At 53.4% G+C, this 12,428-nt stretch carries 14 protein-coding genes; 11 read left to right on the forward strand and 3 right to left on the reverse strand.

Annotation, left to right across the window (positions count from 1 at the left end; translation table 11 throughout):
• Positions 1–112: 112 nt before the first annotated feature.
• From FFI61_RS02605 to FFI61_RS02615, 3 genes are all read left to right on the forward strand, one after another.
• Positions 113–1,324 (forward strand): argininosuccinate synthase, encoded by a 1,212-nt coding sequence (locus tag FFI61_RS02605; protein ID WP_200369169.1) that lies wholly within the window; start codon positions 113–115, stop codon positions 1,322–1,324.
• Positions 1,325–1,556: 232 nt separating this feature from the next.
• A complete protein-coding gene (locus FFI61_RS02610) occupies positions 1,557–1,757 on the forward strand; it encodes a DUF2281 domain-containing protein (protein ID WP_200369170.1) in 201 nt (66 codons plus the stop codon).
• Positions 1,732–2,088 carry a type II toxin-antitoxin system PemK/MazF family toxin gene (locus FFI61_RS02615; protein ID WP_200369171.1) on the forward strand — a complete coding sequence of 119 codons (357 nt, stop codon included), beginning with the start codon at positions 1,732–1,734 and terminating at the stop codon, positions 2,086–2,088. Before FFI61_RS02610 ends, FFI61_RS02615 begins: the two co-directional genes overlap by 26 nt.
• A 183-nt stretch (positions 2,089–2,271) precedes the next feature.
• Here the strand turns inward: FFI61_RS02615 and FFI61_RS02620 are convergent, their stop codons facing one another.
• Both FFI61_RS02620 and FFI61_RS02625 read right to left on the reverse strand, forming a co-directional pair.
• On the reverse strand, positions 2,272–3,297 hold the full coding sequence (locus FFI61_RS02620) for an AraC family transcriptional regulator (RefSeq protein WP_200369172.1): 1,026 nt from the start codon (positions 3,295–3,297) through the stop codon (positions 2,272–2,274).
• A 322-nt stretch (positions 3,298–3,619) separates the two neighbouring features.
• On the reverse strand, positions 3,620–4,591 hold the full coding sequence (locus tag FFI61_RS02625) for a response regulator (RefSeq protein WP_200369173.1): 972 nt from the start codon (positions 4,589–4,591) through the stop codon (positions 3,620–3,622).
• A 116-nt stretch (positions 4,592–4,707) separates the two neighbouring features.
• On the opposite strand from FFI61_RS02625, the gene FFI61_RS02630 reads away from it, so the two are divergent.
• The 3 genes from FFI61_RS02630 to FFI61_RS02640 are packed head-to-tail and all read left to right on the forward strand — an operon-like array spanning position 4,708 to position 6,925.
• Entirely contained in the window at positions 4,708–5,190 is a 483-nt protein-coding gene (locus FFI61_RS02630; RefSeq protein ID WP_200369174.1) for a YajQ family cyclic di-GMP-binding protein, read from the forward strand.
• A gap of 39 nt (positions 5,191–5,229) precedes the next feature.
• Positions 5,230–6,615, forward strand: a complete 1,386-nt coding sequence (locus tag FFI61_RS02635) for an AmpG family muropeptide MFS transporter (protein WP_227714560.1) — start codon at positions 5,230–5,232, stop codon at positions 6,613–6,615.
• A gap of 4 nt (positions 6,616–6,619) precedes the next feature.
• Positions 6,620–6,925: an MGMT family protein gene (locus FFI61_RS02640; RefSeq protein ID WP_200369175.1), complete on the forward strand. Its 306-nt coding sequence runs from the start codon at positions 6,620–6,622 to the stop codon at positions 6,923–6,925.
• Positions 6,926–6,974: 49 nt separating this feature from the next.
• Here the strand turns inward: FFI61_RS02640 and FFI61_RS02645 are convergent, their stop codons facing one another.
• Entirely contained in the window at positions 6,975–7,736 is a 762-nt protein-coding gene (locus FFI61_RS02645) for an SDR family oxidoreductase (RefSeq protein ID WP_200201203.1), read from the reverse strand.
• Positions 7,737–7,827: 91 nt separating this feature from the next.
• Between FFI61_RS02645 and FFI61_RS02650 the strand changes: the two genes are divergently transcribed.
• The 5 genes from FFI61_RS02650 to FFI61_RS02670 all read left to right on the forward strand — a co-directional run bounded on the left by FFI61_RS02650 (position 7,828) and on the right by FFI61_RS02670 (position 12,406).
• Positions 7,828–8,370: an FxsA family protein gene (locus FFI61_RS02650; protein WP_200369176.1), complete on the forward strand. Its 543-nt coding sequence runs from the start codon at positions 7,828–7,830 to the stop codon at positions 8,368–8,370.
• A 193-nt stretch (positions 8,371–8,563) separates the two neighbouring features.
• Complete coding sequence (gene groES / locus FFI61_RS02655; RefSeq protein WP_100639400.1) at positions 8,564–8,851, forward strand: co-chaperone GroES; 288 nt, start codon at positions 8,564–8,566, stop codon at positions 8,849–8,851.
• 78 nt (positions 8,852–8,929) lie between these two features.
• Positions 8,930–10,582, forward strand: a complete 1,653-nt coding sequence (gene groL, locus FFI61_RS02660; RefSeq protein ID WP_200369177.1) for a chaperonin GroEL — start codon at positions 8,930–8,932, stop codon at positions 10,580–10,582.
• A 175-nt stretch (positions 10,583–10,757) separates the two neighbouring features.
• Positions 10,758–11,549, forward strand: a complete 792-nt coding sequence (gene gspN / locus FFI61_RS02665; protein ID WP_200369178.1) for a type II secretion system protein N — start codon at positions 10,758–10,760, stop codon at positions 11,547–11,549.
• The gene (locus FFI61_RS02670) at positions 11,549–12,406 is read left to right on the forward strand and encodes a type II secretion system protein N (protein ID WP_200369179.1); all 858 of its coding nucleotides are present in this window, start codon (positions 11,549–11,551) and stop codon (positions 12,404–12,406) included. Before gspN ends, FFI61_RS02670 begins: the two co-directional genes overlap by 1 nt.
• The last annotated feature ends 22 nt before the right edge of the window (positions 12,407–12,428 follow it).

Raw genomic sequence — 12,428 nt, forward strand, 5'->3', positions numbered from 1 at the left:
GCTAAAGGTGAAGGGCGTGAGTGCTCGCCCCTAATAGCCAACTCCCCCGCACTCCCGTACAATACGCCCCTTCTTTTCAATACATCCATTCTGTTCAGTCTGGAGCACAAATATGTCTGATATCAAAAAGGTAGTTCTGGCCTATTCTGGCGGCCTGGATACCTCCGTTATTGTTCGGTGGTTGCAAGATACTTATAACTGTGACGTGGTCACTTTTACCGCCGACATCGGCCAGGGTGAGGAAGTTGAGCCGGCGCGTGCGAAAGCAGAAGCCTTGGGCGTGAAGGAAATATACATCGAGGACCTGCGCGAGGAGTTTGTGCGCGATTACGTGTTCCCGATGTTCCGTGCCAATACGGTTTATGAAGGCGAGTACCTGCTGGGTACATCCATCGCTCGCCCGCTGATTGCCAAGCGTTTGATTGATATTGCCAACAAAACAGGTGCAGATGCGATTTCCCACGGCGCGACGGGTAAGGGTAATGACCAGGTTCGTTTCGAGCTGGGTGCTTATGCGCTCAAGCCGGGTGTTAAGGTTATCGCGCCTTGGCGTGAGTGGGATCTGAACTCCCGTGAGAAGCTGTTGGCATACTGTGCTGAGCGCAATATTCAGGTCGACATGAAGAAAGGCAAATCGCCTTACTCCATGGATGCCAACCTGCTGCACATTTCTTACGAAGGCATGAATCTGGAAGATCCTTGGTCAGAAGCTGAGGATGATATGTGGCGCTGGAGTGTGTCTCCGGAAGCAGCACCAGACAAGCCCACCTACATCGAACTGACCTACCGCAAGGGCGACATTGTTGCCATTGATGGTGTCGAGATGAAGGCTCACGAAGTGCTGGAAAACCTGAACAAGGTTGCTGGCGCTAACGGTATTGGCCGTTTGGATATTGTTGAGAACCGCTACGTGGGCATGAAGTCCCGTGGCTGTTACGAAACACCGGGCGGCACCATTATGCTGCGTGCGCACCGTGCTATCGAGTCCATCACTCTGGATCGCGAAGTGGCGCACCTTAAAGACAGCCTGATGCCGCGCTATGCGTCTGTTATCTACAACGGTTACTGGTGGTCCCCGGAGCGTGAAGCTCTGCAGGCATTGATCGACCAGACTCAGGAATACGTGAACGGTGTTGTTCGCCTGAAGCTTTACAAGGGCAACGTGGATGTTGTTGGCCGTAAGTCTGAGGATTCTCTGTTCGATGAAACCATCGCGACCTTCGAGGAAGATCACGGTGCATACGATCAGAAAGATGCAGAAGGGTTCATCAAGCTGAACGCTTTGCGCCTGCGGATTGCCGCTGGCAAAGGCCGTAAGCTCTAAAAAACTGACTCTTAGCCTGACCAAGGCCGGTGCAGCCGCCCAGAAAACGCCCGTAAATACGTCCCTGTAGGGCTCGGTCGCGCCATCCCTGGCGCTCCACGTTTCTGGGCGGCTGCACCGGCCTTGGTCGTTCTGAGTTGAGAGTCTGCCTTTGATTGCCAACACTCGCTGGGAGTTCGACTTCCTATTGTGCGATACTCGTTATAGAAAGGCGGTTCCAGCAGGAGGCATGATGGAAAACAGGGTTCAGCAGGTGATCAAAAAGCTTGAGCATCTTCCGTCAGATAGGCTATCGGAAGTCGAAGACTTCATTGACTTTTTGAGCCAGAAAGATCGTGAACATCGTATGCGCAAGGATTTCGCGCAGGGAGCAGAGGCTTCTTTCCAAAAGGTATGGGATAACGAAGATGATTCAGCCTACGACGAGTTATAAGTTTGGGGATGTGGTGCTTGTTGGCTTTCCCTTTACTAGCCTTAAAGCGACGAAAAAGCGCCCAGCAGTAATTCTCAGTTCTGCCTCATATCAAGCATACCGTCCTGATGTAGTTCTACTGGCGATAACCAGCCAGATTCGAGATCCTCTGACTTTTGGCGAAGCTTTGATTGCTGACTGGAAACAGGCAGGTTTAATCAAGCCGTCTGTATTCAAGCCCCTGATCGCGACAGTTGAGCAAGAGATTGTTTGTAAAAAGATGGGCTCTCTCGGTGCCAATGATCAGTTGAGGCTTAAAGAGTTACTTCAGAATGTACTGGAACTTGCTTGATGTAGACAAGCAGAGTCAGGCTCAGGCTTATGTTTTAGCGTCGAGCTTGGCAGCCAGCCAGTTAGGCCGTAGCCGGGACCACCTCCCAGAAACGTGAAGCGCCAGGGATGGCGCGACCGAGCCCTACAGGGAAGTATTTACGGGCGTTTTCTGGGAGGTGGTCCCGGCTACGGGCGTTTACGCTCAGCTAGCAGGCTCCGATTGCCGAAACTCGCCAGGCGTCTTCCCCGCCACCGCTTTGAATTTCCGGTGAAACGAAGTAGTTTCGCTGTACCCCAGTCTTAACGCGATATCCGGAATGCTCATGTCACTGTTCAGCAAATAATCTTCCGCCATTTTCTGGCGAACTTCATCCAGCAACTTCTGATAAGAAACCCCTTCCTGGCTTAGCTTTCGCTGCAGGGTTCTGCTCGTTATTCCTAAATCTTCCGCCACCATGTCTTGCCGGGTTATGCCGTGCATCAGTTGTTTCTGAATGCTGTGCTTTACCTGCGATGTCAGGTCGGTGTCTGTATCCAGCGATGCGAGCTGGGTGAGGGCGTGGGCTTCCAGGGTTTTTCGTAGCATGGGGTCTGGCTGTCGCAGGCGGGTTTCCAGTAGTTCCTTTTTGAGGCTGATGGAATCCACGTCAGCACCAAACTGCACAGGGCAGTTCCAACGATTCAGGTAGGCTTGTTCGAGCTCACTGCCGGGTGATTGTCGCATCAGGCGCACATGGGTGGGGGAAGCCGCCTCATCATCAGCTAGCCACCGAGCGTAGTTGATCCAGGAGGCAAACACGTTGTCGATAACCTGTGGTCGCACAACCGGGTCGTTGTAGTTGCAGTTCCAAATGAGCTTTATGGAATCCTTATCCATGGCCAGTGCGGTTGTGCCCATGTCGCCTACGAGCTTTTCAAAGGGCGCAATGCGGGCTACTGCTTCCCCCAGGGTTACGCAACTCATGGTGATGTAGCCCAGCACGCTGTAGGAGCCTGGCTGCACAAAATCGCCGGTTTCCAGCCCGAGTATGGGGTTGCTGGTGAGTTCGCAGAGTAAAAGAATGAAGTGCTGAAACTGGTCGCCGTTTATCCGGCCATCGTCAGAACCCAGAATGGCGGGGTCAAGGCCTGCTTTAGTGAACAGCGCAGAGGTGTCGGCACCAATGGATTCGGCGGCGCGCACATACTGGCGCAGGGCAGCAACGGAGGCAGTTCCTAGGTTTGTCATGATGGGTTTGTCACGATTACAGCACGGTTGTTTATAGGTGTTATCGGGGGAGTATAACGAAACTTGTGCTGAACAACTTAAACGAATGGTTTGCGGGGAGCAAAAAACAAAAAGGCCAGCAAAAGAGCTGGCCTAAAGAGAGAGAACAAACGAAAGTGCCTGAAAAATTCGTTAATTCGGTGGATTCCCATTTGACGGCGGAGGTACAACACGGCTCCTCCGCCATGGGGGATACTGCTTAAATCCACAATCTCAGAATAGGGCTTTCGCTTGCCTGTGTCTGTGCGTGATGTGTGTCTCAGTGTTACATATTGTTCCCGGCTCAGGCGTTTGCACCTATCTCCGGCACAGTTTCAGTAAAGCGCCTTGTTTCGTAGGCATCTACAAGGCCGTGTACAGCCGCTTGTTCCATATCCCGAATGGAAGGCGTGCCGTTTTGAGCATCGGCTTTGCACAGCACCATGCCGGCCTCAACTGAAATATACCCGGCCGTTGTTTTCAGGGCTTTGTGGTTAATGCCATCGAATACCCGGCGAAAGGCTGTGGTGGTGCAATGGTCGCTGTTCGGGAAATAGGCAATCAGGGCGAACTGGTTGTCGCCTACACGGCAGAGAACATCAATAGGGCGAATAAGCGTGCTCAGCCTGCGCGCAATGCCAACCGCCAGTTCAGACATTACAGTGGGCGGGTGTTTGCGCTTCAAATCCTGCCAGTTGCGAATGCCGCAAAGCACGTAGGCTGAGGTGCCACCCCGGGATTCTGCGTGCCGAAGCATTTTGGTGAGGCGGTCACGCCCGTAACGGTTGTTGCAAAGCCCGGTTTCCAAATCAATAACATTGCTGGATTCCAGTTCGCGATTGTTATCGATGAGCAATGCATTGGCACGCAGCAACGTGTTCTGGCGATCCGCCATGCGGTCTGCAGCAAAAACCCGGGGGATCAGTTGCTTGGTCATGTCGGATTTGTAAATGAAGTCATCCACGCCCCGGTCGAACGCTAACGCCAGGGCTTCAACGCTTTCCCGGGCGGTCAGGAGGATTACATAGGTGTAGTGATTGGTTTGTTCGTCCAGCTGGCGTACCTTGTCGGTTAGTTGCAACCCGTCCATTTCAGGCATTAACCAGTCGGCAATCAGTACACTCACCGCGCGCTGTTCCATCAGCTTCAGGGCCGCAGGGGCATTGTTGGCTATGCGTACGTCGCGATATCCGGCATTTCGCAGAGTTCGGCCAACCACCATACTGCTGAATTTCGCGTCGTCTACTACGAGGATAGGGAGATCCAGATTCGGCATTGTTACCTACTTTTACCAGTCCATTGTCAGATGCGGGGATTTCCGGGGCTTGGTATGCTTGGCCCTTAATTTCAAGCAACGAGTATACTCGCTACAGCTCCTGGAGAATAACGATCATGCCTTCTTTTGACATTGTTTCTGAAATTGATATGCACGAAGTGACCAATGCGGTGGACAAAGCCAAGAAAGATCTGGGTAATCGCTGGGATTTTAAAAATGTAGATGCGGATATCGAGATGGATGATAAGGGCGTAAGTGTGAGTGCTGAGCAGGAATTTCAGCTTGAGCAGTTGATCGACATTCTGCGCATGGCGTTTGCCAGCCGCGATATTGATGGTCGTGCACTTGCAGAGAACGGTGAAAGCAAATCCGGCAAACTGATCAAGCAGCATTTTGTGCTGAAACAGGGCCTTGAAACCGATATGGCAAAAAAGATCGTGAAGCTGATCAAAGAGGCCAAGTTGAAAGTGCAATCCAGCATTCAGGGTGACAAAGTGCGGGTAACCGGCAAGAAGCGGGACGATCTGCAAACCGCGATAGCCCTGCTGCGTGAGACCGAATTAGACGTACCCCTGCAGTTCAATAATTTCCGCGACTGATTCGGAGGCTCCACCATTTCAACCGGCACCCGTCTGGATTTGATCCGGGACACGCTACACACCTATACGCGCTGGCAGGTCATTGCCCTGCTATTTCTCGGCTTTTCGGCCGGGTTGCCGTTTTTGCTGGTTTTCTCTACGTTGAACGCCCGGCTTGCCGATGTGGGTGTAGAAACGGCCACTATTGGCTTTTTCAGTTGGCTAGGGATTACCTATTCCATCAAGGTATTTTGGGCGCCGGTTGTGGATCGGCTGAAACTGCCGGTGCTGGACAGGTTGCTGGGCAAGCGCCGGAGCTGGATACTGTTCGCGCAAGCTGGTATCGCCACGGGCTTGTACCTGATGGCCCATGTGGATGCCATTGCGGTTCCGGAAACCATGGCATTGTGCGGCTTGTTGGTGGCGTTTTCCTCTGCCACCCAGGATGTAGCCATCGATGCCTACCGCATTGAGATCGCCGAAGAGCGGTTGCAGGCGGCGCTGGCAGCAACCTATATTTTCGGGTATCGGCTGGCGCTTTTAGTGGCAGGCGCTGGGGCTCTGTATCTTGCGGAGTTCTGGTCTTGGCAGGTGTCCTATGAGGTTATGGCTGCGTTGGTGGGGGTGGGGGCCATAACGGTGTTGATTGTGAAGGAGCCGGCGGTGAATCACTTCTCAGCCGCCCAGGATATTGCCCACAAGATTGAGCAGGAAGCGGCAAAGCGAACTCACCTCAGCCCTCGAATAGCCCGTTTCGCTGGTTGGTTTTATGCTGCTGTGGCGGGGCCTTTTTTGGATTTCTTTCGCCGTTATAAAGAGCTTTCCATTGCGATTCTGTTGATGGTGGCGGTGTACCGTATTTCCGATATTGCCATGGGTGTGATGGCCAACCCCTTCTATTTGAATTTTATGGGCTTCAGCAAAACCCAGGTTGCAGATGTCACGAAAATTTTCGGATTTTTTATGACCATTGCAGGGTCTCTGGCTGGTGGTGTTCTGGTTGTGCGTTATGGTACGAGAAAAATTCTGCTGGCGGGGGCCATACTCACGGCCAGTACGAATCTTTTGTTCGTGTTTCTGGCGCAGTATCCGCCCAATCTGGCAACCCTGGCGGTTGTGGTGAGTGCCGATAATCTCAGCGGTGGTATTGCCAATGTGGCGTTGATTGCCTGGCTTTCCAGTATGACAAGTGCGTCGTTCACCGCTACGCAGTATGCGCTGTTCAGCTCTTTGATGACCCTCCCCGGAAAATTCCTGGGCGGATTCTCGGGGATGGTTGTGGCGGGCTATGGTTATGCGGAGTTCTTTCTTATAGCCGGTTTGATGGGCATTCCCGCCATTCTTCTGGCTATGTTTCTGATTCGGCAGGGTGAGAGGCTGGATGCCCTGGCGCCCGACCATTCGGGTGACGACGGCCCGGAAACCGCCCACACGGCAAGCGGGTAAGCCCATGGAACCTGGAAAAGACCAGAAAATCTGGCAAGTTGTTATGGCAATACCGGCCGGGAAGGTTGCAAGCTATGGGCAAGTAGCGGAAATGGCCGGCCTTGGGCGCCAGGCACGCTATATTGGCCGCGCACTTGGCAAACTCCCCCAAGGCCATTCAGTGCCCTGGTATCGTGTTATCCGCAGTAATGGGCAAATTGCTTTCCCCGAAGGCTCGGAAATCTACCGGGAGCAGGTCAGTCGGCTGGAGGCCGAGGGCGTGGAAGTGGTGAATGGCCGAGTGGCTATGCGCAGGTTTCGGTGGCAATAAGAGCCAGAACAAGCCTCGCTCTTATTGCGCCGGTTTTGACTGGGTCAGGTTACAGCCTCAGAGCACCATCCACTTCGATCATACGGCCAGACAAATAGTCGTTTTCAAAGATGAATGCTGCCGTTGAGGCAATTTCTTCCGGCTTCCCCATACGCTTCAGTGGGATACCTGCGGTCATTTTCTCCAGTGCTTCCGGTTTCATGGAGGCGGTCATTTCTGTTTCGATGAAGCCAGGTGCAATACCCATGCAGCGAATGCCGTGGCGGGCGAGTTCTTTAGCCCATACTGGTACCAGCGCAGACACGCCGGCTTTGGCTGCAGAGTAATTGCTTTGCCCCATGTTGCCGGCGCGGGAAATGGAGGCGATGTTGATGATGGCGCCTTTGCTGCCAGTCTGGATCATCTGTGTGGCGGCTTCACGGCCACACAGGAAAACACCTGTAAGATTAACGTCGATAACCGATTGCCACTGGGATAGCTCCATGCGCTTGGTAATCTCGCCATCTTTGGTTTTCAACAGCAGGCCATCTCTCAATATGCCAGCGTTGTTAACAAGGCCGTTCAGTTGGCCGAAGTCTTTTGCAATGGCTGCAAAGGTTGCTTCTACTTCGTCTTCTTTGGCTACGTTGCACAAATAGATTTTTGCTTCAGAGCCTGCCGCTTTGCAGGCGGCTGCTGCTTCTTCCAGTTTATCCTGGGCAAGGTCAATCAGTGCCAGTTTCGCACCTTTGGCTGCCAGATATTCTGCCATTGCACGGCCAAGGCCCTGGCCGCCGCCGGTAATTGCTATAACGGAATCTTGAAGTTTCATGTTTCGCCCTAAATATAGATAACAGATGTAATCAAAAGGGCTGCGAGTATACCAGACCTTGGAATACCCAAACCCGCAACACGAGAGCCTGATGCCTATATTTTTGTTTATTTTTATTGTCATGCCGATCGCTGAAATGGCGGTACTTATTCAGGTTGGCAGCGTTATTGGTGTGTTCAATACCATCGGTTTCGTATTGCTTACTGCCGTAGTTGGCGCCTGGCTGCTTCGGCAGCAAGGGCTGGCAACTCTGTTAAAGGCCAATCAGCGCCTGAACAGCGGTGAGTTGCCGGCTAAAGAAGTGGCCGAGGGATTGATTTTGGCGGTTGGCGGCGTACTTTTACTCACCCCGGGGTTTATAACCGATGCGGTCGGCTTTTTATGCCTTCTGCCATTCAGCAGGCACTGGCTCGCCGCTCAAGCCCTGAAGCGTATGGTGGCGACCAATACAAGTGGTGGGTTTTATTTTCGCGCTGGCGGTGGGCAGAACCCATTCGGTCAGGACCCCTTTGGTGACTCCGGCAATCCCTTCGGACGGCAACGCCCCTTCGACCGCGACAATAACCGCGACATTATTGAAGGGGAATACTCTGATGAGACCGAAACCAACCATGACCGCCTCGATAAAAAGTGAAAAATTTATCCGGGCAGGTGTTGAAAACCCCCACACCAGCCCCACATAGGAATCACAAGTTAGCCGCAGGCTGATACTTGCTGGAAAACAGCAGGTTACAAGCCGGGCAATTTTGTCGGGTTGCATCTGCAATCCGGCCATCAACAGCAAATGTCATTGCCACATAAATCTGACTAATTGGAGAAACCGAGCAATGAAGATTCGTCCGCTACACGATCGTGTCGTTGTACGCCGTAAAGAAGAAGAAGAGAAAACTGCAGGCGGCATTGTGCTGCCGGGTAATGCAAAAGAAAAGCCGTCTCAGGGTGAGGTAATTGCCGTGGGTAATGGTCGCATTCTGGAAAATGGCGAGACTCGTGCGCTGGCAGTCAAAGCGGGTGACACCGTGGTTTTTGGCCAATACGCCGGCAACACCGTAAAGATCGACGGTGAAGAGCTGCTCATCATGAGCGAAAGCGACATTTACGGCGTGCTTGAGTGATCGCTGAAGCAATTCGCACGAACAGTCACTAACTCGATTGATTCAACGAATTCGGTTTAACGAACAGGAATAGAACACATGTCAGCAAAAGAAGTTAAATTCGGTGATAGCGCCCGTAAGCGCATGGTTGCAGGCGTCAACGTCCTTGCAGACGCGGTTCGGGTAACTCTGGGTCCCAAGGGTCGTAACGTGGTTCTGGAGAAGTCCTTCGGCGCTCCTGTTATCACTAAAGACGGCGTATCGGTTGCCAAAGAGATCGAACTGAAAGACAAGTTCGAAAACATGGGCGCCCAAATGGTGAAGGAAGTTGCTTCCCAGGCTAACGAAACAGCTGGTGACGGTACTACTACCGCAACGGTTCTGGCTCAGGCCATCGTTAATGAAGGCGTTAAGTCTGTTACCGCCGGCATGAACCCGATGGATCTGAAGCGCGGCATCGACAAGGCTACTGCACAAGCGGTAATGGCTATTAGTGAAATGGCCAAGCCCTGCGACGACAGCCGCAGCATTGCACAGGTAGGCACCATCTCTGCTAACGGCGATGAGACCATTGGTCAGCTGATTGCTGACGCTATGGAAAAAGTTGGCAAAGAAGGCGTTATTACGGTTGAAGAAGGCCGTGGCCTGGATGATGAGCTGGACGTAGTAGAAGGCATGCAGTTCGATCGCGGCTTCCTGTCTCCGTACTTCATCAACAACCAGGACAACATGTCTGTTGAACTGGACGACCCGTACATGCTGTTGGTCGACAAGAAGATTTCCAACATCCGTGAGCTGCTCCCGGTGCTGGAAGCTGTTGCCAAAGCAGGCAAGCCGCTGATGATCATCGCTGAAGACATCGAAGGCGAAGCCCTGGCAACTCTGGTTGTGAACAACATGCGTGGCATTGTTAAAGTCGCCGCTGTTAAAGCGCCTGGCTTTGGTGATCGTCGTAAGGAAATGCTGCAGGATATCGCCATTCTGACCGGTGGTACTGTGATTTCTGAAGAAGTTGGCCTGAGCCTTGAGAACACCACTCTTGATGATCTCGGCACAGCCAAGCGCGTAAACCTGACCAAAGAAAATACCACCATCATTGACGGTGCTGGTGCACAGGCTGATATCGAAGCCCGTGTGGAGCAGGTGCGTAAGCAGATTGAAGACAGCTCTTCAGACTACGACAAAGAGAAGCTTCAGGAGCGTGTGGCCAAGCTGGCTGGCGGTGTAGCCGTCATCAAGGTGGGCGCTGGTTCTGAAGTGGAAATGAAAGAGAAGAAGGCTCGCGTTGAAGACGCCCTTCACTCTACCCGTGCCGCGGTTGAAGAAGGCATTGTACCGGGTGGCGGTGTAACTCTGATCCGCGCTATTGCTGCGCTGGATAATGTTGATGCCATCAACGAAGAGCAAAAAGCCGGTGTGAACATCCTGCGCCGTGCCATGGAAGCGCCTCTGCGTCAGATCGTTTCCAACGCTGGCGGTGAGTCTTCTGTAGTGGTTGGCAAGGTTCGCGAAGGTAAAGGCTCCTTTGGCTACAACGCTGCTACTGAAGAGTACGGCGACATGCTGGAAATGGGTATCCTGGATCCTGCCAAAGTAACCCGCTCTGCGCTGCAGGCTGCGGCATCCATAGCTTCTCTAATTATCACCACCGAGGCGATGGTTGCAGATGAGCCGGATGACGGTAAAGCTGGCGGCGGTATGCCAGACATGGGCGGAATGGGTGGAATGGGAGGTATGGGCGGCATGATGTAATGCCGGTCATAACTTGCTGATTCCGACTGCGTCTCAAATATAAAGACGTGGCCTGATCTGCCTTTCAAAACCCCGCGCCGGTTCACACTGGTGCGGGGTTTTTGTTTTTTTGTCATGAACTTGAACAGAGCGTTTGTTAGACTCGGCAACCGGTCAACTGTCTGTGTGCAACCGAATGAGTGACGCTGAATCCAAATCTTTTCTCCGCCCCGGCAAACTTGTACTGCTTGTGTTGCTTGGGCTTTTCGTTTATCTCGGTGCACTGATTGTTTTTGTTCCTGCCGGTTGGGTATGGCACAAGGCGTCGCCCCATGTTTTATTGCCGGCTCAGGTGCAAGTGCTGCAGGTATCGGGTCGGGTGTGGGATGGCGCAGCCAGGTTAGCTGTTGCCGGTTTCCCCTTGCGTGTTGAGTGGCAGCTGGGATGGCCGTCTGTTACCCGGTTGGAGCAGCCAGTACGGATTTCTGTGGCGTCACTGCAATCTGAGGTTTCGGGTGATATAGCCATAGGATGGCCCGCAAATGCCCGGCTGAATGCGCGAGGCACTATTGCAGTTGCTGAGTTCGAAGAATTGATTCAGCGCAGCGGCGGCGCAATGATTGAGGGCGATGTGAGTATTGATCGCCTGGTTCTTGAATGGGCGGATGACCGCATTATTCGTGCGGATGGTCTCGGACGGTGGGCTGGCGGTAGCGTAAGCTGGCCCATGGGTGATCAAACCGGGCAGGCAAAGTTCCCGCCCATGCAGGCTACTATGGATACGACTAGTGGTGGTGTGGCCTTGGTGATCGCGGAGCAGGCGGGGAGTGGCCCGGCGGCGGATGCCAGTATTCTCTGGAGCGGGATGATGGAGTTGCGAGTCTACAAACGCATGATAGATCTCGCTGGCCAGCCCTGGCCAGACTCAGCCAGCCCCGATGATATTGTGTTTCGTGTCAGGCAGCCGCTGTTGCCGGGGGCGCGTTGATGGTTGCAATGCCGGCTCCGGACACCCAGCGCCGAATTGCCCAAACGCTGGCTAACCTGCTGCTTGTGTGGCTGGTAGTTTATATGGGTGTTGCCATGGCAAATGTTACCTGGCTGTTTGCGTGGCAGGATAAGCCAGTTGTGGCTATGCCTGCAGGCAGTTCATCTGGTGCCCAGGCTTTTGCTCGGTCAGGTGGTTTCTCAATGGCCGGTTATGAGTTTTTTGGTCGGGCTGAAACTCCAGGCGAGGTAGCTGAAGCGGTTAAACGCTCGGCACCGGAAACCGGTTTGAGGCTCAGGCTTGAAGGCGTTCTGGTAGGGCAGCGCCTGGAAGACTCGGGTGCTATAGTGGCCGGGAGTAACGGTGAAACCGCGTGGTACCGTGTGGGCGATATGCTGCCGGGCAATGCAGAGCTGGCTGAGGTGGAACCGGGTCGAATCCTGATTCGCCGTGGCGGGCGGTACGAGTCGCTCACGTTTGAGGAAGATGATGTTTCCACAATGGTTGCAGAGGTGGCACAGGTACCTGCAGAATCATCACCGGAAGCATTTCTTGAGAACGCAAAGCAGCAGCTGGACAGTGCAGGCGCGGCAGCGCTGACTCCATACGGACTTAAGCCAGTGGATGAGTCTGGTGGCGCGGGCTACGTGTATGATGGCTCCAACGCAATGTTGAACGCAGTGAATCTCAAAGCGGGCGATGTGATTACTGCTATCAACGGGCAGCGCCTGGGTGATGTGCAGCAGGATCGTTCGCTGCTGGAAAGCTGGCGTGGCCAAGCCAGTCTGGATATAGAAATTGAACGTGACGGGTCTATTCTCAACATCAGTTATGCCATACCTGAGCAGTGGCGCTGACCGGGTTCATCGATACAGGACG

This window comes from Marinobacter sp. DY40_1A1, from assembly GCF_016597815.1.
In the GTDB taxonomy this organism is placed as follows: domain Bacteria; phylum Pseudomonadota; class Gammaproteobacteria; order Pseudomonadales; family Oleiphilaceae; genus Marinobacter; species Marinobacter xiaoshiensis.

Coding starts and splice junctions, on each gene's coding strand:
- FFI61_RS02605 (WP_200369169.1), top strand. CDS start 113: ATGTCTGATATCAAAAAGGTAGTTCTGGCCTATTCTGGCGGCCTGGAT.
- FFI61_RS02610 (WP_200369170.1), top strand. CDS start 1,557: ATGGAAAACAGGGTTCAGCAGGTGATCAAAAAGCTTGAGCATCTTCCG.
- FFI61_RS02615 (WP_200369171.1), top strand. CDS start 1,732: ATGATTCAGCCTACGACGAGTTATAAGTTTGGGGATGTGGTGCTTGTT.
- FFI61_RS02620 (WP_200369172.1), bottom strand. CDS start 3,297: ATGACAAACCTAGGAACTGCCTCCGTTGCTGCCCTGCGCCAGTATGTG.
- FFI61_RS02625 (WP_200369173.1), bottom strand. CDS start 4,591: ATGCCGAATCTGGATCTCCCTATCCTCGTAGTAGACGACGCGAAATTC.
- FFI61_RS02630 (WP_200369174.1), top strand. CDS start 4,708: ATGCCTTCTTTTGACATTGTTTCTGAAATTGATATGCACGAAGTGACC.
- FFI61_RS02640 (WP_200369175.1), top strand. CDS start 6,620: ATGGAACCTGGAAAAGACCAGAAAATCTGGCAAGTTGTTATGGCAATA.
- FFI61_RS02645 (WP_200201203.1), bottom strand. CDS start 7,736: ATGAAACTTCAAGATTCCGTTATAGCAATTACCGGCGGCGGCCAGGGC.
- FFI61_RS02650 (WP_200369176.1), top strand. CDS start 7,828: ATGCCTATATTTTTGTTTATTTTTATTGTCATGCCGATCGCTGAAATG.
- groES (WP_100639400.1), top strand. CDS start 8,564: ATGAAGATTCGTCCGCTACACGATCGTGTCGTTGTACGCCGTAAAGAA.
- groL (WP_200369177.1), top strand. CDS start 8,930: ATGTCAGCAAAAGAAGTTAAATTCGGTGATAGCGCCCGTAAGCGCATG.
- gspN (WP_200369178.1), top strand. CDS start 10,758: ATGAGTGACGCTGAATCCAAATCTTTTCTCCGCCCCGGCAAACTTGTA.
- FFI61_RS02670 (WP_200369179.1), top strand. CDS start 11,549: ATGGTTGCAATGCCGGCTCCGGACACCCAGCGCCGAATTGCCCAAACG.